This window comes from Prochlorococcus marinus CUG1415 (genome assembly GCF_017696015.1).
GTDB classification, from domain to species: domain Bacteria; phylum Cyanobacteriota; class Cyanobacteriia; order PCC-6307; family Cyanobiaceae; genus Prochlorococcus_A; species Prochlorococcus_A marinus_AE.
Map to the genome: position 1 here is coordinate 113,563 of NZ_JAAORL010000002.1, position 20,924 is coordinate 134,486.

Here is a 20,924-nt window from a genome sequence, read left to right on the forward strand (position 1 = left end):
AGTCAGGAAAGCTTTACAAGGCATTTCAGATATACAAATTTTTCCCCACATTACTCTCAATCTTTGTTACAGTCACACCGTATCCCGAAGCTAAAACTATTTCTCATGACGATAGCAGTTGGGAGCGCTCCACAAAGAGGATGGTTTGACATCCTCGATGACTGGTTAAAGCGCGACCGCTTTGTATTTATTGGTTGGTCCGGACTACTTTTACTTCCTTGTGCATATCTTGCTATAGGTGGTTGGTTCGTAGGAACAACATTTGTTACCTCTTGGTACACTCACGGAGTTGCAAGCTCATACCTTGAAGGTTGTAACTTTTTAACAGCAGCTGTAAGTACCCCTGGTGATGCCATGGGACACAGTCTTCTATTTTTATGGGGTCCTGAAGCCCAAGGTAGTTTCGTTAGATGGCTACAACTTGGTGGGCTTTGGAACTTCGTTGCATTACATGGAGTATTTGGCCTTATTGGTTTTATGCTTCGTCAGTTTGAAATTGCTGGCCTTGTTGGAATTAGACCATACAATGCATTAGCTTTCTCAGCAGTAATTGCAGTATTCACAAGTATTTTCCTTATTTATCCTTTAGGACAGCATAGTTGGTTCTTCGCACCTTCATTCGGTGTAGCAGCAATCTTCCGTTATATCCTGTTCATTCAAGGTTTTCATAATATCACTCTCAACCCATTCCATATGATGGGAGTAGCTGGAATTCTTGGTGGTGCTCTACTTTGCGCTATTCATGGAGCTACAGTACAAAACACATTGTATGAAGACACAAGTATTTATACAGATGGAAAGGTTCAAAGTTCAACATTTAGAGCTTTTGACCCCACTCAAGAAGAAGAAACTTATTCAATGATTACAGCAAATAGATTCTGGAGTCAAATCTTCGGTATTGCTTTTTCAAACAAGCGTTTCTTACACTTTTTGATGCTATTTGTACCTGTTATGGGTATGTGGACATCTTCAATTGGTATTGTCGGCTTAGCACTAAACTTAAGAGCTTATGATTTCGTAAGCCAAGAGATCCGTGCAGCAGAAGATCCTGAATTTGAAACTTTCTATACAAAAAATATACTTTTGAACGAAGGTATGCGAGCATGGATGTCTTCTGTGGATCAACCACACGAAAATTTTGTATTCCCTGAGGAGGTTCTTCCACGTGGAAACGCCCTTTAATAATTTATTAAGAGCTCCAAACCAAAGTATTGAAGAGACTGGTTATGCCTGGTATGTAGGTAACGCTAGACTAATCAATTTATCTGGACGTTTATTAGGAGCTCACATCGCTCACGCAGGACTTATAGTCTTCTGGGCAGGTGCAATGATGCTCTATGAGGTTAATCATTTTACTTTTGATAAACCAATGTGGGAGCAAGCCCTAATCTGCATGCCTCATGTAGCTATGTTTGGCTATGGCATAGGACCTGGTGGTGAAGTTACTGATATCATGCCTTTTTTCCAAGTAGGTGTGGTACATTTAATAGCTTCAGCAGTCCTTGGATTTGGTGGAATTTACCACTCATTAGCTGGTCCAGAAAAGCTTGAGCAAGATTTCCCTTTCTTCTCTACTGATTGGAGAGATAAAAATCAAATGACCAACATTCTTGGTTACCATTTGATAGTTCTAGGTGTAGGTGCATTAGCTTGGTCAGTAAACTGGTGTTTTATTGGCGGTGCATATGATACTTGGGCACCTGGAGGTGGAGAAGTACGACTAATAAATCCAACTTTGGATCCAAGTGTGATTTTTGGTTATCTTTTTAGATCACCATGGGGAGGTGCCGGTTCTCTAATCGGTGTTAACTCCATTGAAGACATAGTTGGTGGCCACGTATATGTTGGTGTAATTGAAATCCTTGGAGGTATATTCCATATATTTACAAAACCTTTTGGATGGGCAAGAAGAGCATTCATCTGGAACGGTGAAGGACTTTTAAGTTATGCACTAGGTGGTATATGTGTAGCAAGTTTTATTGCATCCACATTTATATGGTTTAACAATACTGCTTACCCATCTGAATTTTATGGCCCTACAAATGCTGAAGCCTCACAGGCCCAAAGCTTTACTTTCCTAGTGAGAGACCAAAGAATTGGAGCCAATGTAGGCACAACAATGGGACCAACAGGTTTAGGTAAGTATCTCATGAGATCTCCTACAGGTGAAATTATATTTGGTGGTGAAACAATGAGATTTTGGGATTTCAGAGGACCATGGTTAGAGCCTCTTAGAGGACCTAATGGATTAAGCCTTGAGAAAATCCAAAACGATATTCAGCCATGGCAAGTTAGAAGAGCTGCTGAATATATGACTCATGCTCCTAACGCTTCTATCAACTCAGTTGGTGGAATTATTACAGAGCCTAATGCTGTTAACTTCGTCAACCTAAGACAATGGTTAGCTTCAGCTCAATTCTTCCTAGGATGGTTTACATTCATCGGTCACCTTTGGCATGCTGGACGTGCTAGAGCTGCCGCTGCTGGTTTCGAGAAAGGAATCGACAGAAAGAGTGAACCCGCTTTAGAAATGCCTGACTTAGATTAAACTCTAAGCCATAATAAAAAAAGCCCTATCTTTTGATAGGGTTTTTTTTTATTCAATTTTTTTATTTATATAAATTTTTTCTGAGCCATGGCAAACTTAACCCCATTACATTACTAAAACAACCTTCTATTTTTTCAATATATTTACCTCCTATACCCTCCAAAGCAAATCCTCCAGCGCAATATAAAGGTTCATTGGTATCTACATAAATCTTTATCTCCCAATCATCCAATTTGGAAAAATAAATTCTTGAACTTATTGTTTTTCTAATAGTTTTAGTGATTTTAAAAATATTTAAAGTTGAATCAAAGTTTCCAATTAAAAGAGTATGACCAGTATGTAAAAAGCCAAATTCTCCTGACATTTTTGTCCATCTACTAAATGCCTCTTCTTTATTAGCTGGTTTTCCATAGGCTTCCCCTTTAAACTCAAAGATTGAGTCACATCCAAGAATTTCCAAAGAACTATCGTTAAATTTTCTAGGCAATGAAATTTTTTGAATATTTTCAGATAGAGTTAAAGCCTTTTGAAATGATAACTCTAAAGCTAAATTAGAAATATTCTCGTCTTTTATTGAAGACTCATCGAAATCACTTGAAAACTGAAGAAAGTCAATTTGACAATTTTCTAGTAATTTTTTTCTAGATTGAGAAGCAGAGGCTAGAATTAACACAAAATTTTTATTGAATTATAGTTGAATATATCAATTTATAAATTTCAAAATTAATATAAATTTCTTATGGAAAGTGAAAAAAAGTTGAATGCAATAAAAAAACCAATAATGGTCTTGGGAACTTCTAGTGGTGCAGGCAAATCATTAACAGTTACAGCTATTTGCAGGATTCTTAAAAATTTAGGTGAAGAGCCAATACCTTTTAAAGGCCAAAATATGAGTAACAATGCTTGGGTTGATCGGGAAGGGGGGGAGATGGCATATTCACAAGCACTTCAAGCTTTTGCTTGTGGTATTCATCCTTGTTCAGAGATGAATCCTATTTTATTAAAACCACAAGGTAATTCAATAAGTGAGGTTATTCACCTTGGCAGAAATATAGGAACCACAACCGCAAAAAATTATTACAAAGATTGGTTTATTCCTGGATGGGAAATAATCAAAAAAAGTTTAAAATCTATTTATAAAAAAAATCCAAATTGTCGTTTAATTATCGAAGGAGCTGGCAGTCCAGTAGAAATGAATTTAATTCATAGAGACCTTACTAATTTAAGAATAGCTAAGTATTTAAGGGCAAATTGCATTTTAATTACTGATATTGAAAGAGGTGGCGTATTTGCACAAATAATCGGGACTCTTGAATTAATGAAACCTGAAGAAAGGAAACTTATTAAGGGAATTATTATAAATAGATTCAGAGGAGACCTTTCATTATTTGAAGAAGGTAAAAAATGGATAGAGAATAAAACTCAAATCCCTGTTATTGGAACTATTCCTTGGTTAAACGATTCATTTCCTCCAGAAGATTCTTTGGATTTATTAGAAAAAAATTCACGTTTCAATAATCCTGAGATCAAAGTTGGAATTATAAAATTGCCATCTATAAGTAACTTCTCAGATTTTGACCCATTAGAAAATGAAGAATCAATATTAATTGAATGGCTTGGAAAATCGCAAAATTTGAGGAAATATGATTTTATTATTCTGCCTGGTAGTAAACAAACTATTAAAGATCAAATATTTCTTGAAAAGACTGGTTTGTCTAAGGATATAAGGGAATATTCAAATAATATGGGAAATATTATTGGAATATGTGGCGGTTTACAAATGTTAGGGACAACACTTGAAGATCCTTATTTTAAAGAGGGATCCAAAAGTTATTCTGAACAAAAAATCAAAGGGATTGGATTACTACCATTAAAAACGACTTTCTTTGAAAAAAAGTTAACCCGTCAAATCAAATCTGAATCTATATGGCCATGCCAATCAAACATTAATGGATTTGAAATTCATAATGGCCAAACTGTATTGGATAACATGCAAAGCTCATTAAAGATTAATCCCATTTTCAAAGATTTAGATCTAGGTTGGTACAAAGAAAATAATAAAGGTGGAACTATTGCAGGTACATACATTCATGGGATCTTTGAAAATGATATTTGGAGAGACCAATATATTAACTTAATAAGGAAGAGTAAAAATTTACCAATGTTAAATAAAAAATCAATATCTTATAAAAAGAAGAGAGAATCCATTATTAATAATCTTGCGAATGAATTCGATAAACATTTAAATCTCACATCATTTTTAATTTGAAAGAAACAAATATAAAAGTCATATGGCCAAATAAGAATGAAACCTTTGTTTCAGAGGGAGATGATTGGTTATCTTCTGCTGAAAAAGCAGGTTTAGAAATTCCGACTGGTTGTCTGACAGGAAGTTGTGGAGCCTGTGAAATAGATGTAAATGGTGAAACAGTAAGGGCTTGTATCACTCAAATTAAAAATAATAAAAAATGTAAGTTACAGGTTTCTTTAACTACAGACCCCTTTTGGGAAAACTAAATTTCACTAAACATTACCTATTATTAGAAAAAGAAATAGATAATAAAAAAATGATCCTAAAAATGTGTAGATTAAAATCACCTTCTTCTTGATTTTTGAACAGGCAATAATATAACTTCCCAAAACATGAGGAAGGATTGGGAAAGATCTTATTATTAAAATATAGAAAGATCTAAAACTAACATTTGCAAAAATTTTATCCAAATTATTTTTTTCTTTTTTTCTCAAAAACAATATATTTCTAAAAAGTCTGGATTTAATTTTTCTCAAGATAAGAACTTGAATTACACTTAAAATAGTTAAAGCAGGAGAAAAAAATAAAATATAATATAACCCAAAAATCTTTATTAATATAAAGTCAAAAATAATTGAGAAAGGAAGGCCTAAAAATATAGAAATCATATTTAAGGCTATCAAATATCTGTATTGAATATTACTAAGTAGGGATTCAATATCATAGTTATACTTAAATATTAGAGCCAAAAAGTAAACCACTAAATAGGTAAAAAATATTTTAAAAATTACTGATTTAAAATTCAGGTCTTTTCTATTCATATAAGATGACCGTCCCAAATGATTATCAAAAAAATAGAGCGTGTGATATTAAATCACATCCAATAGGGGCAATTATATAACCATACAGGAAGTCTTTATAAGGAGGATTCATATTATCATCAACCATATCCAAAACAACATTTTTGTTTTTTATAGTAAACTCTTTGAATAATATAGGAAAGTTAATACAAGGACTTAGTTTGCATAACAAAGCCTCTATTACAAGAAAACTATATTGAATATATTATTTTGATCAAAGAATAATTAATCTTTTTTAGATTAAGAATAAAAAACATCCCGCAATAAATCCACTTATATGACCCAATAAGCTTACTCCTGGGAATAAAGAGAAAATAAATCCTATAAGACATATGGTATTTGTCATTTTTTGAACTTCATAATTAGATTTTAAACCAATTTTTTTACCTAAAAAATAGCTCTTTCCATAAAAAGAAGTTAATAATAAGAATCCAAAAAAAGCATAAATTATGCCACTAAATCCTAAAGCGGCATAATTCGGATAGGTATTAAAAAAATATGATAAGATCTTCTCGTAAAACCAAATAATAAAAAAATTTAAAAAAGAACAAATTAAAATAAATTTCAGATAAAACAAACTGCTTTTAATTCCAAGTCTCATCAGAAAATATCTAGTGATAATTATTCCACCAAGATTACTTAATAAATGATTTAAATCTGCATGGACTAGGATTGATGTGAAAATCCTATAAGGTTGATCACTAATTAATCTTGGTACAAAGTATAAAAATTCTTTATCAAGAATTCCAATTAAATCTGTAAAAATAAAAAATGAGATTAAAATAGATGCGCATACAATGTATTGCCAATCATATTTAGATATTGAATTATTAAGAGACATAAATAAAAATATCTTTATTCAAATTACCAGAACATTTTATCTACGATAATAAATTTTTAATGCTCTTACAGTCGATTTTTCAGGGGGTGAATTTATTGATATGAATAATATGTAAGCAAATTAATGATTTTCGTACATTTTTCTATAATCATTATGCAATTTTTCAGTTGCTAATCTTCTTTTCTTCATCGCATCTCTAATCAAATCCATTTCATGGGATTTTTGATTGAGGATAGTGAAAGGAGTAATGAGTTTCATAAGAACTCCTGTATTTACACTAATATTATCCTACTTTTCACTTGAAATTCATAGGGTATTTCTACCAGAGTATTCGTGCTTTATTTCTCTCACTACTATCTTTCCATATTCAGTTGGAGTAATAAAATTTTTAATCACTTCACCTAAAAAGTAATTTCCCTCACCCTCAGGAGAAAGTACAATCTCTCCCTTCTTTATTTTTTTAGAGATCATCCAAAGGAATCCACCAACACTCATAAAAATAAAACCCAACTATACAGAAATTTATATTTCTTAGAACTCTTCTCTATCAATGCAATTTGAATTAGAACTCAAAAAATCAAGAGTGTAAATTATCCTATTAAACCGTAGAGGGTGTTAGTGGAGATGGATACATGAGACACTCTCAGACACTTACTGAAACTGGTATTATCGAGAATAAGTAAAATTACACCAAAATTCCCTCCAACACTTCTTGTTATTTATTGACACGATATTTAAAATAAGAAAAAGAGTAGTGGTATGACTAAGTGGGATGATAATTCTTGGCAGAAAGATTTCTTGAACATGAAATCTCATTCTCCTTCAGATGCAAAACTCTTGATGGGAGGTGTAAAAGGTTTGAAAGATGCTTGGCGATTAGGTGTTCTGCACGTTGAATACGAAAGGCTGAAGAGAAAACAGGAAGAACAGCAACAGCAATTAAAGAAAAAATAAATTGGCAAAAAGAATTATTAGAAAGTGGAAGATTTAACGATAAATTTTCCAAGAATCTATTAGAGCATGGTGCAAAAAATTTTATGCAAGGTATCTATTTTGGGTATATGTATTCCAGATAGAGAAAGATCAGAGGTTTAGATAAAGATGATCCAATAGAAAATACGGGACAAATGCAATCATCATTCAATGATTTTGAGAAGAAAATCAAATAAGAATATTTATAAATTACTTTTTATATTGTCTGACCATTTTTCCCAACAATAAGTTTTCCCATATCTATATTTTACCTACTTTTTCTTTTTGCTAATAAGAAGTTGCGATAAGGGATCTTAAGCAAAAACTCCCGCCAACACATCCGCCAACGCAGGATTAAAACTCTATGAACATCTCTTGGCACCTATGAACAGGTACATAACGCAAATTGATTGGTATCACTAATTGCTGAATATCCTGAACAAATATGAACAGGTATGAACACAAGAAAAAACGGAGAGGGTGTTCATAGAAACAGTTTCAAATGAACAGTCCTGAACAAGTATGAACAAGTGTTTAATAAAAAAATTTAAAGATCACAAACATATCACAAACAGACAAGACCCAAAACTGGACTAAACTCAATCAAGTTAATTTATTTTTTTGTTAAAAATATTTTCATATAATCATTTCTAGGGGTTTGACAAAACCTAAAACTTTAAATATCTGGAGAGGGTGATAGTCGATTTGGAAGGACATGTCTGGGCATGGTACAAATCAAACAATTCCATTCGTTTTTCCATGGGACACTTTGATTTTTTTTACTAAGACTTTTATATCTCATATATTTCAAAAAATCATACTGCAGCAATAAGAGAGATGGTAAAAATCACTAAAAACAATGCAATTATTAATACACTTGCAATCCAATATCCAACGATATGATTTTTTTTAGTTGGATATCTTAAATAATATTCTTTCCCCTCAATAGAAATTATTGACGACCTAGTAAGAAATATAACTACAAAAACACCGCCTATATATGGCACAGAAACTAAAAATATCCATTTCCAAGACATGCCAACATCTCTAATTCTTCTAACAGTTAGTGGAAGAGCAACCCAAATACTTCCAAAAAACAACAACAAACCTATTAAAGAGATGATATACATAGGTATTGATATGGCAACTGAAAAACTAGAATTAACCCCACTAGTAAGTGCAATAGCAGAAAGAAACAAGACATAAGATATTACAGTGACAATCGAATTTAAAATTACAAAATGCCAATATTCCTTTCTGGTTGTCTTTCCTTTAAAATCAAAAGGTCTTTTCCAAGCAGAGAAATAAGAAGTAAGCATAAAAAAAATTATTTCTGTAATTTTAGTCCTTGAAGATATAAAAGTCACTGATAAAAAATCTCTAGGAATAATCTTATTCAATTAACTGGGATTTTTATCGTATAAACGTAATGCAGAGGAATTCTATTGCACTCAAAATTTCACCAACTTGTGCCTATTAGTTGAAATGTCTTTAATATGACTTGGAAATCTCCCCTTCTCGCACTGCATAGCATCGCAATTAGTTTTAGCAAAACGGAGAGGGTGGGATTCGAACCCACGAATAGTTGCCTATTAAACGATTTCGAATCGTTCGCTTTCGACCACTCAGCCACCTCTCCTCCTTTTATTAAGTATGAACATAATCTAAGAGAAGTTAAGATATAACTTAATATCTTAAATTTTTAATCCCATCCTGCATCTTTCATCATTCTTATTGCAACAGAGTTATATTCACCAAGGTCTTCTACAGTAACCATATCAGGAGTAAATTCTCCAAAGTCTTTAACAATGGGATTTTGATTAACCTCTTTCAAGGGATGTTCAAAAGTTGGAGCAGCTAAACCTTTACTTCCTTCAGGAGAGGCCAAGAATTCAAGCAAAGCAATAGCTTCATATTTATTTTTTGCATATTTTGCAACACCGCCAGCACTTATATTTACATGTGCAGGATTAGGAGTAAGGACTGTTGTTTTTTTTGCATATAAAGCATCTCTTCTTCCATTAACACCTGCTAACATTCTTGCAACATAATAATGATTAACAATTCCTACTCCACATTTTCTCTTGGAAACTGCTCTAATTATTGCAATATCTCCTGGGAAGAATGGTTGGGAAACGTTCGAAATCATTCCGCTTAACCAATCTTTAGTTTTTGATTCACCTTTGTTAATTATTTGATTAGCAACTAAAGATTGATTATATGGACTTTTTCTATTTCTCAAACATACTTTTCCTTTTAGAGAAGGATCAGCTAAATCAGCGTAATCATTAATCTTGCTTACATCTACTACTTTTGGATTAGCAACCATAACTCTTACTCTTCTGGTTAATGCATACCATTCCTTTTTTGGATCTTTCAATCCAACAGGAACATCATTTTCTAAATTAGAAGATCCTATTGGTTGAAGTAATCCAGCCTTGGCTGCATTAGTAATTCTTGCGGCATCTACTAGCAATATTAAATCTGCTTGAGAATTCTTACCTTCTCGTTTTAATCTTTCAATTAAAGATATACCTGCCGCTTCTATAAGCCTAACTTTAATTCCAGTTTCTTCTGCAAATTTTTTATAAACACTTCTATCTGTGTTGTAATGTCTACCCGAATAAACTTTGACTTCTTTTTCTGTTGAATTAACTGGAATATTTATATTCATTAAAAATGTACATGTTAGTGCTGTGTAAAAAAATTTTCTGAGTTTTTGCACTTTTTCAAATTAGTATCTATGGTTACTTTATCTCTAACTACCCAACAGGGGCTCTAAAAGACATTTTCTATACTTAACTTTGTATCATTTTTTATATAAGCAATGAATTATTTAACTCATCAATTACTAAATCCTAAAGAAATAAATCTTTTAAAGAAGAATTTATTTTTAAAAGATTTACCATGGGAAGATGGCAAAAAAACTGCTGGTAATCACGCCGCAAAAGTTAAAGATAATCTTCAACTCGATAGAAGTTCTAATATTTCAAAAAAATATACTGAATTAATTGAAAAAAAAATACTTAATGATGTTTTAATAAAGAGTTTTACCGTACCTAAAAGAATTCACGGAACAATGTTCACTAAATCATTACAAGGAATGAAATATGGCAGACATATAGATAATGCTTTTATGTCTACTGGCAGGGCTGATTTATCATTCACTATATTTCTCAATGAGAAAGATAAATATGCAGGTGGTGAATTATTAATTGAAGGCCTTAATTCAGAAAATAAATTCAAACTTGATTCAGGAGGTATCGTTATATATCCCAGTACTTATTTACACTCAGTACAAGAAGTAATTAGTGGTGAAAGAATAGTTGTTATTGGATGGATAGAAAGTTATGTAAAAAGTATCGAGGAAAGAGAATATTTATTTGACCTAGATGCTGGAGCAAGAACTTTACTTGCTAGGCATGGCAGATCTGATGAACTAGACCTTATCTTTAAATCCTATTCAAACTTGCTTCGTACATTAGGAGATTGATAAGAAACATTTTATACATTAAATAGAAAATAAAAATTAAATTGATTAAGATTAAAAAAAAAGTTATCTAATGCCTAAAAAAAGTTCTATATCAATTTTCTTAGCTGCAACAAGTGCACTAACTATTGCAACAACTGAAACAAATACTATAAATGCAGGGGAAAATGATCTAGGAGGCTTAAAGGAATGGAATACTGATATGCATGTAGATGCTGATTTTGTACTAGATGCAGAAGCTCAAAGAATTGCTGATGAAGCAGCAAAATCTAGTATGTGTATTCCTATTGGGGAAGGAGAGAATTGTTGGTAAACAAAAAATTTAATAAAAAAAAAACCGCTAAATAAGCGGTTTTTTTAGTAAAACATCTGAAAGATATTTTTTAGAACTTAAAGGTTGTTTCAAGAACAGCACCACTTATATCACGGCCAGCTGTTCCGTTTCTATCTGTACCACCAAATATTGCTGGTGTAACAGAAACAGAATCGTTAACCTTGTATGAATAATAAGCTTCCCAAGCAAATGGCTCTACATTTTCATTTTCAACAGTTTGAGGTTGACCAAAAGCAACACCAATTCTATCGTCAGCATTAATCATATCTTTCCAGGTAAGACCTGCAAACCATGCATCTGTAGAGTCTGCTCCTGCTGGAGCATTATCAATCTTAGAAGTGTCATAACCCAATGTAATTTCAGGTGTAGCTGTACCACTTTCCTCAGGTCTCCACCAAGCCCTTAGACCAACGTTTGTACTGTTTAGGTTAGTACCGTTGCCAGCAGGTGTAGATCCAGCATGTCCTCTAGATGTAATACCATTAGCTGTTGAGAAATAATCATCATACCAACCATTGTATTTCATGTTAACGATTGCTGAAACAGCATATTGAGGTTGTGTAAAACCAACTTGAGTTGCCCAGCTAGTTCTTGATTCATTAGTTAATAAACCCCTAGTACTTTCGTTTTGCTTGGAAACAATGTTTGAGCTAACTGCAAATCCATTATCTGCGTTATATGCCCAACCTGCACCACTATCAGTACTAGCTCCATATGCAGCAGCGTTACCACCAAGGGTAAATTGCTTTGTTACGGGCTTATAAATTGATGGAGTTGTTCCATGCATGTAGTAGTTTTCAATTTTTGGACCTACCCAAACAGTATTATTATCTCCAACGGGGAATGAGTACCAAATCTTGTCAACTTCTAAGGCGTCGTTGTTGCCATTAGCTGATGAAAGGTAAGTACCATAAGTCTTACTATCCATGAATTGAGAAGCATTACCTGTCTTAAGACGGACGTATAAGTTATCGTCACCAGTAAAACTTGTATTTAAGTTAACTTGATAAGTGTAAGCAGCTTGTAAACTTTCAGATAATCCACCTTCAGCTTGCTCAACTGCACCTATTTGGAAAACAGCCTTACCATCCATTGTGGTTGTATCGGAGAAGCCACCTGCTTCATATTCATTTTGTCTAACCTCAAGGCCATCAACACGACCTTTAAGCTTTGCTATATCTTCACTAACTTCGTTAATGAATGTTTTGCTGTCAATTCTTGAAGATTTTGTTCCTCTACGGGCGTAGCTGTTAATTTCATCTAAATTGACAACATTGGAAGCTTGAGCAGCCATTGGAGCTATAAAGCTCAAAGATGCTCCTGCTACCAACATTTGTTGGAAGAGTTTCATTTTACCTCACACTAAAGTAACCTAAAAAATTAGGTATCTATACTGTATCGTTAGCGACATAAAAGAAAAGGAATATAAGTTTCATCTCAATGTATCTTTTGATACTTTTCATTACATATAGATATTTTGATTATTAGTTATTTTGTAATGGGAATTCCAAAAACTCTCTTTCCTCTAACCAAGAGGATGCGACTTCTCGTGCTAATTTGCGAATTTTTTCAATATATTGAGCTCGATCTGTAACTGAAATCACGCCTCTTGCATCAAGTAAATTAAAAGTATGACTACATTTAAGAACAAAATCAAGAGCTGGGTAAGTTAATTTCTTTTCGATCAAATTATTTGCTTCGGCTTGGTAAATTTCAAATAATTTCCTGAGATTCTTAGGACTAGATTCAGTAAAATTATATGAGCACTGACTTTTTTCAAATTGAAGCCAAATATCACTATATTTAAGATTTTTGTTCCAATTTAGATCCCAAATACTATCCTTATCCTGCAAGAACATTGCTATCCTCTCTAATCCATAGGTGATTTCAATTGGAATTGGATTACAATCTATTCCTCCGCATTGTTGAAAATAAGTAAATTGAGTTACTTCCATACCATCCAACCAAACTTCCCAACCTACACCCCAAGCGCCAAGTGTTGGCGACTCCCAATTATCTTCTACAAATCTTATGTCATGATTCTTAGGATTAATTCCTAAAGACTCCAAAGATAATAAATATTTTTCCTGTATTTCATCTGGTGACGGTTTAATTATTACTTGATATTGAAAGTAATGTTGAGCCCTATTTGGATTATCGCCAAAACGTCCATCTGTAGGTCTTCTGCATGGCTCTGAATATGCAACACTCCAAGGTTCAGGTCCTATAACCCTTAAAAAGGTATGTGGATTCATAGTTCCAGCACCTTTTTCAGTATCATATGGTTGCATTATTAAGCATCCTTCTTCAGACCAAAATTTATTTAAGTTTTGAATTATGTCCTGAAAAAACATCTATAATTAACAATTTTAGAAATTGGGAGTAATCCCATAAAATATAATAACAAAGCTTACTAGAAATATTAATAAAAATACTTTGATAATTATAGTTTTACTAATAAAAACTTCTTAGAAAAGTTAGCAAAAAGTAATTCATATAATCGCATTTAGGCAAACAATAAGGAATAACCAAACTTATTTCTGAAATAGTTGTCAAACTATTAAATTCTTAGAATTAAATGTTATTGATCAAAACATAAATCAAAGTTTAATTAATAAAAAAATCTAGTGGCAATGGCCCAAAAGTACTAGATTCTATTGATTCATGGTCATACTGACAAGTTAATAAAATACCTTCTCCAAGTCCACTTTCAGGCCTAATAAAAACATTACCAGTTTTTTGATTACCTTTTAGGAAAACACCTCCAACAGCATGAAGAGATTCTAAATCCATGAATTTAACCGAGGAATATTTTTTAGAAATTGATTTTAATGCCGCAATAGCATCAAGATCAGAAGGTGCCATTATTCCTATTGTTATCCAATCGGCATTTAGAATATTTAATTCAAGCTCTTCTAGAAGTTTATTTTTTTGTCTTTTACTTAAATTAGGAGCTGATCTAAGACTGTTTAAATCAAATAAATTATTTATTTCCATTTAAGTAATTAAAATGAGAATTAATTTTTATCCAAATGTTCTACCATTCCATGACCACATTGAGGAAGGTACATCCTCGAAAGAAATATAAATCTTATCTATTGGGATTCCCATTTTCTCATGCAAAAAATTAGATATTGGCTTTGCCATTTCTGAAGGATTTAAAGAGCCTATTGACCTAATTTCTAAAAAGCAACTAGGGCTTTGGTCGTTAAAATACATTACGGAATTATCATCTAATTTAGCCATAACAAATCTTTTTGATTTATTTGTTAAAGATGAAACTAATATTGAAATGTCTTCAAGTATTTTTTCTTTGTCCTCAACGTTTACTGAAGTAGAAATATTAATATAAGGCATATTTATACAGCTAAATAATCTTTTTGAGAGTCAGTCAGGAGATAAACAGTTTTATTTTTAGAAACTCTTTTTGATGATAGATATGCCATATCGTATGAACTTATTCCATTTTTGTAGGGATTGAAAAGAGCTTTTTTAGACCTACTTTTTTTGCTCCTTTTAAATTCAATCATTATTAATTAAATTATTAATTAATAATTTAACTTTTTTTGAATAGATGTCTAGTTTTTATCAAAAATTTTAATTATTTAAATAGAAAGTACATTTCTAAAACACAATTTGAATTTTTATTTACTAAATTAATTACTAAATTATAAATAACTTTAACTCTTGTTTTGGAAGTTTTAAATAATTATCAGAGAAAAAAACTTGATGAGAGTAATGATGAAGAGTTTTATTCTGAACCAAAATTTGTTTATCATCTAGATGCAAACTTCAGGCAATATTTGTCAAGTGTTTACAATAATGAAATTTCAGATAGTTCAACTATTCTCGATTTAATGTCCAGTTGGGATAGTTATTTGCCTAAAGATAAAAAATTTAAAAAAGTTATTGGGCATGGATTAAACAAGAAAGAACTTGAAAAAAATAAAATTTTTGATTCTTATTGGATACAAAATTTCAATTTAAATCAAGAAATTCCACTAGATAATGAAAGTGTTGATTATTGTTTAATGGTGGCTGCCTGGCAATATCTACAATATCCAGAAAATTTAACCAAAGAAATTTTAAGAATTTTAAGTAGTCAGGGAAAGTTTATAATTTCTTTTTCAAATAGGGCATTTTGGCATAAGGCTCCTAAAATATGGACTGCATCTACTGAAGAAGAGAGAGTCAAATATGTAAGAAAAGTATTAATCTCAAACGGATTTAATGAGCCAAAAATTATTCAAAGGTTTAATGAACCTGTACCTAACATCTTTAATTTTTTAAATAAAGACCCATTTTATTGTTTAATTGCGACTAAAGAGTAAATAATAACTTTGATTCATTGGCGAAAAAATCTAAAATAATAATACATAGCCATACCTTTAAATTTCTACTACTATTGGATAGTTGAAATCAAACATATGGGCTCTAAAAGAGAAAAATATCCTGAAAAATGTCCCTGGGATCTTGGACCAAATCAACATTTAGCCAAAAAAGAGAACTGGACTTTAAGATTAGGAGAAGCGAATGTATGCTTTAGCAAAAATAAACTAGATAATAATTATTTTCATGTAATCAGTAATGAAAATGAAGAACAAATTTTAGCTTTCAGAGCAAGGCTCTTATATCAAAAACTATTGGATAAAGGATTTAGATTGGTTGAATAAAAATATTAGTTTAATAAAGATATCTCTTCGAAAACAAATTTCTGTATTTCTTCTTCTTGATTTTTGTTGAAATTTTTTATTGTTCTTGAATTTAAAATCCAATAATCCTCTTTACCTATATTTATAAATTGATCCTCATATTCCAATTTTTGTGAATTTGCCTTGAGTGTATCTGAATCAATTTGTTGACTAGTATATTTTTTACTGAGGCAACCTATTCCTGTATCTAAGAATTCTTCTACAAAAATTTCAATTATAGTTCCATGAATTTTTCTATAGACCATATTAATACGGTCATTTTTAACTCTATATCTATCACCTTCATTTTTACCAGATACACTCATTTCAATACCACTTTCAGAACTTTTAAGTAAATTAAAATTATTTTCTGAATGAACAGATTGGAATTCTCTCTTTACCCTATGTATACATACTTCAAATAACTGAGAGGCAATACTTTTAACAATTTTGACATTATCTATTTTTTGAATATCTGGTTTAAAGTCTTTGCCTAATAAAAAGTTACCTTTATAAATATTATTATTAATCAAAAGAATACATTTACCTTGGTAACCATTAAAGTCATTCTTCCAAGTGTACCTATTTTCATAAGCCTTTCGAAAAATCTCCTTACAATTAATTTCTTTTAGATTCTCCACTAATTTTTTTTAAACTCTTGAAAATAATTCTACAAAAAAAAACCTCTCTAGCTAAAGAGAGGATATTTATTTTCAAATTTAACTATTGTTGTGTAATTTTTGCGTTTTCCATATTGTCAAAAGCTTGACCAATTTTCTTAAAGTCAAATCCCATTGCTCTTAGAGCATGCCATAAATGACCTTGTAAGAAAAAGAATCCCAAATAGAAATGAGCATTTGCAAGCCAAGCTCTTGCACTATATGTTCCAGAACCTAAATCAACTGTATCAGTAAAATAAGGAGCGAACTCAAATTGAAGCTTTAGAGGCTCTCCATATAAATCAACTGGGTATATTGTTGTGTTTGAAGCGCACCAGAATGCAGCCACAAAAGCCATATAGGAAACACCTACTACTGAGTAAGACAAAATAGCCTCTGCACCTAGTAAACCTCTACCTTTGAATTCTGTATATTCACCAAATTGCTTAGTGAAAATGTGGAAGATTCCGCCAATTATTTCTAAAAAGGCTAGAAATGCATGACCTCCCAAAACATCTTCTAGACTATCTATTTTTAAAAAGTCAAATTGATGATTCCAGATAGCAGCAATATCCAAATTGTAAATTACTTGTCTTGTTGAACCAATCGCAGGGTCATAGATCCCATGCCATTTAGCCCATTCTACAAACCAAATAGCTCCTATCCCTAGGAAGATTAGATGATGGCCAAGAATAAAAGTTAATTTATCTGGATCATCCCATTCAAAATCGAATTTTCTTGGCTTACTGGTTTCAGGATAATCTGCAAGATCCCCAGCAAATTTAGTGGAATGTAATAATCCCCCAGCACCCAATACAGCAGAGAAAATTAGATGCAATGTGCAAATTACAACGATTCCATATGTTTCAGTAATAACTCCATTTTCAATACCACCGATCCCAAGACCTGCGAGGTGAGGTAAACAAATTAATTTTTGTGCACCCATTGGAATACTGGCGTCGTAACGAGCTAACTCAAATAATCCAAAAGCACCTGCCCAAAACATCATAAGTCCTGCATGAGCAGCGTGAGAAGCTATGAATTTACCTGAACGGCCAACAACACCAGAATTTCCTGCGTACCAGTCATAGGTGACATCAGATTTTCCGTAAGTTTGTAACACTTGATTTAAATAAACAGCAAATTGAGCATATTGCTAATCAGTGTATTTTTTTACATGTTCTTTACAGATTTAATTACTTATGTAAAAAAAACATATTGTGAAAGAACAAATGTTACAAATAGGAAAAGTAATATCATTGAAAGCTTAAGCCAATGAAGGAATTTCTCCCTTAAGCTGAGAAGCCCATGTTTCAAGTCGTGAATCAGTTAAATCAGATTCACTATCCTCATCAAGAGGTAATCCACAAAAGCTCTCTCCAATAACACTTTTAGACTCATCGAATGTATATGAAGCTTTATCTACGTAACCGACCATTTCGGCGCCTGCTTTAGTGAAGTAGCTATGAAGTTCTTCCATTGCATCACAATAATTTTCTGTATAGGTAGAAGAATCTCCTAATCCAAAAATTGCAACCTTTTTACCTGATAAACTTAGTTCACCAATATCCTCTAAGATGGAATCCCATGCAGTTCCTGATCTTTCTTCATCTGCTCCTGTATTCCAAGTAGGAATCCCACAGATAATCCCATCAAGAGCTTCTAATTCTGAAAGATCATCAACGTCAGATACATCTTTAGGTGCCTCTGCTGAAGAGATAAAGTTGTGAAGACGATCAGCTACGTCTTCAGTTTTTCCAGTTGTAGTTGCGTAATAAATTCCTACAGTCATAACTTCAAAATGTTTACCTTAAAATAATAAAATCAAAAAACATTAAATTAATTTCTTTAAAAACTTTTTCATGTAAAATTTTATACTAATCAAGGTAAGAAAAATTTTTTAAGAATAATGCATATAAAACATTTAAAACATCGTGACTGAAAAATTCCAAAATGATATCAATAATCTCGTTGAAGAATTTAACTTTAGAGGGGTGAAAAATTTTAAATTAATTGTTTTATTTGGATTATTAGGAGACTTTGATAGTTTTGAATATGCAATAAATTTGAAAAATTTTATCGTTAATCATCCCGATAAAAATTTAGATATTTTTGCCATTGCTATTGGCAACCAAAAGGGGAAAGAAAAATTCTGTAAATTTACTGGCTTTCGTGAAGAAAATTTAATAGTTGTTTCTGACAACCAAATCCATAAGAATCTAAAAGTCTCAAGTGGATTAGATATAGGTTTAGGAGGTTGGATCAATATGCTTTTGATGCTATCTGGAATAAATTCTTTTAAAACAATCAAAGAAGTTGTTAGAGGTTACACAGGAGACCGCAAAGCAAAGCAAATCTATTCGGAAGTTGACAAAATTGACGTTTTAAAATTTCTAAAATTTTCAGGTAATTCTTTTAGACAGGTTTTTGGGGATGGTTATTTGAGACCATTTGAATTGGCAACATTTAGATTAAATAATATGAATGAAATAATACAAAATTGGGGCGATTATATTCTTAAGGAAGAATATCTTCCTCAAAGAGGTGCTTCTTTTATATTGAATGATAAAAATCAAGTTATTTATAAATTTTTTTCAAGTGATGTGCTTGGATATTCATCAAACATGAGGGATCCTTTACGATTTTTATCTGATTTAATTAAAGAATAATTTTTAAAATCTTTTAATGAATATAGACATAGATATTTTCGGATATTTTGCAGCGCTTTTAACAACAGCTGCATTTCTACCTCAATTGATAAAAACTTTAAAAACAAAAAAGGCAGATGATGTTTCTTTGACGACTTTAATAATGTTTATTTTCGGAGTTTTGTCTTGGATTATTTACGGTTATGAAATTTCGTCTACACCAATATTAATAGCTAATTTAATTACCTTAATCTTAAATCTATTGATATTAATCTCAAAAATATATTTTTCAAAAACCTTGAGTAACGAATAATTATTCTAATGGTATTAAATTTTTTAAATATTACTCAAATTTAAATTATCATATAAATAAATTTTGCTGATCTTGAAAACTACAAAATGCTGGGTTTGGTTTAAAGGTAGCCTCAACAATGGTGGTTTTTGGAAAGAAGGGTTTACTTGTACCTTTGATGAGAAGCCTGGGGTTTTAATAGAAAGTCCTTCTTATGTAACTTGTAGAGTGCCAAATTGGAGAGTTTTAACAAAAGAACCAGAAGATTTATACAAATCTCCTTTAATACCTGATAAAGCAATATGGAAAATAATTTAAATTATCCATCTATGATAAAAAAAATTTTACTGTGCTCTGGCAAGTTAATATTGCTTTATAAAATATTAAATTAATACCATCTTCTCTCTTTTCATAAATATTATCCCTTTCTTGATTTTTGGTTTTTTTCTTGGAAAAAAAAACCCAAAGATTTCTGAATATATTGCAAGACCTCTAATAAGATTTGGGATTCCATTAAGTGTAATGGGACTTTTATTAAAAGAAGGTATAGATATAAACTTAATTAAAAGTGCAATCTTAGCTTTTTCTCTAATTGGATTTCTAATAGTTCTGATAAATTTATTACCAATATTTAAAAGCAGGCTTCCAAATTACACCTTGCAGCTAGCAGGGCTAATAGGTAATACATCATTTCTTGGAATACCAATTGCAAAAGCTCTTTTCCCAGATACAGAAACTATAAACTTTACTATCGGATTTGATTTAGGAACAACACTATTCGCTTGGATATTTGGACCTTTTTTTCTTAAAGAAAACTCCCAAAATAAGAGCATCCCAAATATCAAAGGATTATTAAATGCATTAATAAATAGCCCAGCATCAAGAGGTATTATTGGTGTACTTTTGGCATACCTTTTTCAAATAGATAAGATATTAGGTAAATATCTTTTGATACCTACAAATATAGTTATTGCTTTAGCAATAATTATTGTGGGGACAAGACTTGGATTAATAACAAATAAAAAGGGTAAATTTTTTGATCTTAATGAAGAAATTAAGTTCTCAATTATATTAAAGTTATTTATTCTACCTTTTATTATTTTTTTAATAAGCAAATTTTTAAAATTTGACTTCTATCAATCATCAGCAGTAATTCTTCAGGCAGGAACACCAACGGCAATATCCACAATTTTAATGGCAGAAGCTTATGGAGTAAAACAAAAGATTGCTTCAAAAATTCTTTTTACTACAACTTTAATTTCAATAGTTACAATTCCACTCTTAGCAATTTTCATAAAGTCATTTAATTAAACTACTTTAAAAAAATCAAAAAGGTGT

General features: G+C 31.5%; 27 protein-coding genes and 1 tRNA gene. 13 read left to right on the forward strand and 15 right to left on the reverse strand.

The features are described from left to right. The first annotated feature begins 105 nt into the window (after positions 1 to 105). Both psbD and psbC read left to right on the forward strand, forming a co-directional pair. Positions 106 to 1,182, forward strand: a complete 1,077-nt coding sequence (psbD, locus tag HA143_RS06745; RefSeq protein ID WP_012008034.1) for a photosystem II D2 protein (photosystem q(a) protein) — start codon at positions 106 to 108, stop codon at positions 1,180 to 1,182. Then, a complete protein-coding gene (psbC, locus tag HA143_RS06750) occupies positions 1,166 to 2,548 on the forward strand; it encodes a photosystem II reaction center protein CP43 (protein WP_209084895.1) in 1,383 nt (460 codons plus the stop codon). Before psbD ends, psbC begins: the two co-directional genes overlap by 17 nt. 61 nt (positions 2,549 to 2,609) lie before the next feature. On the opposite strand, the gene HA143_RS06755 is transcribed toward psbC, so the two are convergent. After that, positions 2,610 to 3,221 carry a nucleoside triphosphate pyrophosphatase gene (locus tag HA143_RS06755; protein ID WP_209084897.1) on the reverse strand — a complete coding sequence of 204 codons (612 nt, stop codon included), beginning with the start codon at positions 3,219 to 3,221 and terminating at the stop codon, positions 2,610 to 2,612. Between the two features lie 66 nt (positions 3,222 to 3,287). Between HA143_RS06755 and HA143_RS06760 the strand changes: the two genes are divergently transcribed. Together HA143_RS06760 and HA143_RS06765 are read left to right on the forward strand one after the other, a co-directional pair. Then, positions 3,288 to 4,817, forward strand: a complete 1,530-nt coding sequence (locus HA143_RS06760) for a cobyric acid synthase (protein WP_209084899.1) — start codon at positions 3,288 to 3,290, stop codon at positions 4,815 to 4,817. Then, entirely contained in the window at positions 4,814 to 5,065 is a 252-nt protein-coding gene (locus HA143_RS06765) for a 2Fe-2S iron-sulfur cluster binding domain-containing protein (protein ID WP_209084901.1), read from the forward strand. Before HA143_RS06760 ends, HA143_RS06765 begins: the two co-directional genes overlap by 4 nt. A gap of 829 nt (positions 5,066 to 5,894) precedes the next feature. Here HA143_RS06765 and HA143_RS06770 read toward each other — a convergent pair. From HA143_RS06770 to HA143_RS06780, 3 genes are all read right to left on the reverse strand, one after another. Continuing rightward, a complete protein-coding gene (locus HA143_RS06770; RefSeq protein WP_209084903.1) occupies positions 5,895 to 6,500 on the reverse strand; it encodes a rhomboid family intramembrane serine protease in 606 nt (201 codons plus the stop codon). A gap of 120 nt (positions 6,501 to 6,620) precedes the next feature. Then, positions 6,621 to 6,758, reverse strand: a complete 138-nt coding sequence (locus tag HA143_RS06775; RefSeq protein WP_209084905.1) for a hypothetical protein — start codon at positions 6,756 to 6,758, stop codon at positions 6,621 to 6,623. A 48-nt stretch (positions 6,759 to 6,806) separates the two neighbouring features. After that, complete coding sequence (locus HA143_RS06780; RefSeq protein ID WP_209084907.1) at positions 6,807 to 6,995, reverse strand: hypothetical protein; 189 nt, start codon at positions 6,993 to 6,995, stop codon at positions 6,807 to 6,809. A 264-nt stretch (positions 6,996 to 7,259) separates the two neighbouring features. Between HA143_RS06780 and HA143_RS06785 the strand changes: the two genes are divergently transcribed. Then, complete coding sequence (locus tag HA143_RS06785; protein WP_209084909.1) at positions 7,260 to 7,454, forward strand: hypothetical protein; 195 nt, start codon at positions 7,260 to 7,262, stop codon at positions 7,452 to 7,454. An 833-nt stretch (positions 7,455 to 8,287) separates the two neighbouring features. Here the strand turns inward: HA143_RS06785 and HA143_RS06790 are convergent. The 3 genes from HA143_RS06790 to HA143_RS06800 form a co-directional block, all read right to left on the reverse strand. Further along, the gene (locus HA143_RS06790) at positions 8,288 to 8,791 is read right to left on the reverse strand and encodes a DUF805 domain-containing protein (RefSeq protein ID WP_209084911.1); all 504 of its coding nucleotides are present in this window, start codon (positions 8,789 to 8,791) and stop codon (positions 8,288 to 8,290) included. Between the two features lie 235 nt (positions 8,792 to 9,026). Beyond that, positions 9,027 to 9,111 (reverse strand) — tRNA-Ser (locus HA143_RS06795). A gap of 63 nt (positions 9,112 to 9,174) precedes the next feature. Then, positions 9,175 to 10,146: an extracellular solute-binding protein gene (locus HA143_RS06800; protein ID WP_209084913.1), complete on the reverse strand. Its 972-nt coding sequence runs from the start codon at positions 10,144 to 10,146 to the stop codon at positions 9,175 to 9,177. Between the two features lie 153 nt (positions 10,147 to 10,299). Here HA143_RS06800 and HA143_RS06805 point away from each other — a divergent pair, with 153 nt between their 5' ends. Further along, a complete protein-coding gene (locus HA143_RS06805) occupies positions 10,300 to 10,965 on the forward strand; it encodes a Fe2+-dependent dioxygenase (RefSeq protein WP_209084915.1) in 666 nt (221 codons plus the stop codon). A 70-nt stretch (positions 10,966 to 11,035) separates the two neighbouring features. Next, a complete protein-coding gene (locus HA143_RS06810) occupies positions 11,036 to 11,275 on the forward strand; it encodes a hypothetical protein (protein WP_209084917.1) in 240 nt (79 codons plus the stop codon). A 70-nt stretch (positions 11,276 to 11,345) separates the two neighbouring features. On the opposite strand, the gene HA143_RS06815 is transcribed toward HA143_RS06810, so the two are convergent. The 5 genes from HA143_RS06815 to HA143_RS06835 form a co-directional block, all read right to left on the reverse strand. Then, positions 11,346 to 12,647 (reverse strand): iron uptake porin, encoded by a 1,302-nt coding sequence (locus HA143_RS06815; RefSeq protein WP_209084937.1) that lies wholly within the window; start codon positions 12,645 to 12,647, stop codon positions 11,346 to 11,348. Between the two features lie 133 nt (positions 12,648 to 12,780). Continuing rightward, the gene (gene glyQ / locus HA143_RS06820) at positions 12,781 to 13,650 is read right to left on the reverse strand and encodes a glycine--tRNA ligase subunit alpha (RefSeq protein WP_209084940.1); all 870 of its coding nucleotides are present in this window, start codon (positions 13,648 to 13,650) and stop codon (positions 12,781 to 12,783) included. 253 nt (positions 13,651 to 13,903) lie between these two features. Beyond that, positions 13,904 to 14,293: a DUF1824 family protein gene (locus tag HA143_RS06825; RefSeq protein WP_209084943.1), complete on the reverse strand. Its 390-nt coding sequence runs from the start codon at positions 14,291 to 14,293 to the stop codon at positions 13,904 to 13,906. A 27-nt stretch (positions 14,294 to 14,320) separates the two neighbouring features. Further along, positions 14,321 to 14,653 (reverse strand): phenylpyruvate tautomerase MIF-related protein, encoded by a 333-nt coding sequence (locus HA143_RS06830; protein ID WP_209084947.1) that lies wholly within the window; start codon positions 14,651 to 14,653, stop codon positions 14,321 to 14,323. Between the two features lie 2 nt (positions 14,654 to 14,655). Next, a complete protein-coding gene (locus tag HA143_RS06835) occupies positions 14,656 to 14,826 on the reverse strand; it encodes a hypothetical protein (RefSeq protein ID WP_209084949.1) in 171 nt (56 codons plus the stop codon). A 162-nt stretch (positions 14,827 to 14,988) separates the two neighbouring features. On the opposite strand from HA143_RS06835, the gene HA143_RS06840 reads away from it, so the two are divergent. Both HA143_RS06840 and HA143_RS06845 read left to right on the forward strand, forming a co-directional pair. Then, complete coding sequence (locus HA143_RS06840; protein ID WP_209084951.1) at positions 14,989 to 15,627, forward strand: methyltransferase domain-containing protein; 639 nt, start codon at positions 14,989 to 14,991, stop codon at positions 15,625 to 15,627. A gap of 96 nt (positions 15,628 to 15,723) precedes the next feature. Continuing rightward, positions 15,724 to 15,969 carry a hypothetical protein gene (locus HA143_RS06845; protein WP_209084953.1) on the forward strand — a complete coding sequence of 82 codons (246 nt, stop codon included), beginning with the start codon at positions 15,724 to 15,726 and terminating at the stop codon, positions 15,967 to 15,969. 5 nt (positions 15,970 to 15,974) lie between these two features. On the opposite strand, the gene HA143_RS06850 is transcribed toward HA143_RS06845, so the two are convergent. The 3 genes from HA143_RS06850 to fldA all read right to left on the reverse strand — a co-directional run bounded on the left by HA143_RS06850 (position 15,975) and on the right by fldA (position 18,438). Continuing rightward, entirely contained in the window at positions 15,975 to 16,628 is a 654-nt protein-coding gene (locus tag HA143_RS06850; protein ID WP_209084955.1) for a DUF3386 domain-containing protein, read from the reverse strand. Positions 16,629 to 16,710: 82 nt separating this feature from the next. Further along, positions 16,711 to 17,769 carry a chlorophyll a/b binding light-harvesting protein gene (locus HA143_RS06855; protein WP_209084963.1) on the reverse strand — a complete coding sequence of 353 codons (1,059 nt, stop codon included), beginning with the start codon at positions 17,767 to 17,769 and terminating at the stop codon, positions 16,711 to 16,713. A gap of 144 nt (positions 17,770 to 17,913) precedes the next feature. Then, positions 17,914 to 18,438, reverse strand: a complete 525-nt coding sequence (gene fldA, locus HA143_RS06860) for a flavodoxin FldA (protein WP_209084965.1) — start codon at positions 18,436 to 18,438, stop codon at positions 17,914 to 17,916. 142 nt (positions 18,439 to 18,580) lie between these two features. Between fldA and HA143_RS06865 the strand changes: the two genes are divergently transcribed. From HA143_RS06865 to HA143_RS06880, 4 genes are all read left to right on the forward strand, one after another. Continuing rightward, the gene (locus HA143_RS06865; RefSeq protein WP_209084967.1) at positions 18,581 to 19,315 is read left to right on the forward strand and encodes an AhpC/TSA family protein; all 735 of its coding nucleotides are present in this window, start codon (positions 18,581 to 18,583) and stop codon (positions 19,313 to 19,315) included. Between the two features lie 16 nt (positions 19,316 to 19,331). Continuing rightward, positions 19,332 to 19,607, forward strand: a complete 276-nt coding sequence (locus HA143_RS06870) for a SemiSWEET family sugar transporter (RefSeq protein WP_209084975.1) — start codon at positions 19,332 to 19,334, stop codon at positions 19,605 to 19,607. A 72-nt stretch (positions 19,608 to 19,679) separates the two neighbouring features. Next, positions 19,680 to 19,904 carry a hypothetical protein gene (locus HA143_RS06875; protein WP_209084977.1) on the forward strand — a complete coding sequence of 75 codons (225 nt, stop codon included), beginning with the start codon at positions 19,680 to 19,682 and terminating at the stop codon, positions 19,902 to 19,904. A gap of 204 nt (positions 19,905 to 20,108) precedes the next feature. Beyond that, the gene (locus HA143_RS06880; protein ID WP_209086604.1) at positions 20,109 to 20,897 is read left to right on the forward strand and encodes an AEC family transporter; all 789 of its coding nucleotides are present in this window, start codon (positions 20,109 to 20,111) and stop codon (positions 20,895 to 20,897) included. Positions 20,898 to 20,924 lie beyond the last annotated feature (27 nt).

Coding starts and splice junctions, on each gene's coding strand:
- psbD (WP_012008034.1), top strand. CDS start 106: ATGACGATAGCAGTTGGGAGCGCTCCACAAAGAGGATGGTTTGACATC.
- HA143_RS06760 (WP_209084899.1), top strand. CDS start 3,288: ATGGAAAGTGAAAAAAAGTTGAATGCAATAAAAAAACCAATAATGGTC.
- HA143_RS06770 (WP_209084903.1), bottom strand. CDS start 6,500: ATGTCTCTTAATAATTCAATATCTAAATATGATTGGCAATACATTGTA.
- HA143_RS06775 (WP_209084905.1), bottom strand. CDS start 6,758: ATGAAACTCATTACTCCTTTCACTATCCTCAATCAAAAATCCCATGAA.
- HA143_RS06780 (WP_209084907.1), bottom strand. CDS start 6,995: ATGAGTGTTGGTGGATTCCTTTGGATGATCTCTAAAAAAATAAAGAAG.
- HA143_RS06785 (WP_209084909.1), top strand. CDS start 7,260: ATGACTAAGTGGGATGATAATTCTTGGCAGAAAGATTTCTTGAACATG.
- HA143_RS06790 (WP_209084911.1), bottom strand. CDS start 8,791: ATGCTTACTTCTTATTTCTCTGCTTGGAAAAGACCTTTTGATTTTAAA.
- HA143_RS06800 (WP_209084913.1), bottom strand. CDS start 10,146: ATGAATATAAATATTCCAGTTAATTCAACAGAAAAAGAAGTCAAAGTT.
- HA143_RS06805 (WP_209084915.1), top strand. CDS start 10,300: ATGAATTATTTAACTCATCAATTACTAAATCCTAAAGAAATAAATCTT.
- HA143_RS06810 (WP_209084917.1), top strand. CDS start 11,036: ATGCCTAAAAAAAGTTCTATATCAATTTTCTTAGCTGCAACAAGTGCA.
- HA143_RS06815 (WP_209084937.1), bottom strand. CDS start 12,647: ATGAAACTCTTCCAACAAATGTTGGTAGCAGGAGCATCTTTGAGCTTT.
- glyQ (WP_209084940.1), bottom strand. CDS start 13,650: ATGTTTTTTCAGGACATAATTCAAAACTTAAATAAATTTTGGTCTGAA.
- HA143_RS06825 (WP_209084943.1), bottom strand. CDS start 14,293: ATGGAAATAAATAATTTATTTGATTTAAACAGTCTTAGATCAGCTCCT.
- HA143_RS06830 (WP_209084947.1), bottom strand. CDS start 14,653: ATGCCTTATATTAATATTTCTACTTCAGTAAACGTTGAGGACAAAGAA.
- HA143_RS06835 (WP_209084949.1), bottom strand. CDS start 14,826: ATGATTGAATTTAAAAGGAGCAAAAAAAGTAGGTCTAAAAAAGCTCTT.
- HA143_RS06845 (WP_209084953.1), top strand. CDS start 15,724: ATGGGCTCTAAAAGAGAAAAATATCCTGAAAAATGTCCCTGGGATCTT.
- fldA (WP_209084965.1), bottom strand. CDS start 18,438: ATGACTGTAGGAATTTATTACGCAACTACAACTGGAAAAACTGAAGAC.
- HA143_RS06870 (WP_209084975.1), top strand. CDS start 19,332: ATGAATATAGACATAGATATTTTCGGATATTTTGCAGCGCTTTTAACA.
- HA143_RS06880 (WP_209086604.1), top strand. CDS start 20,109: ATGGGACTTTTATTAAAAGAAGGTATAGATATAAACTTAATTAAAAGT.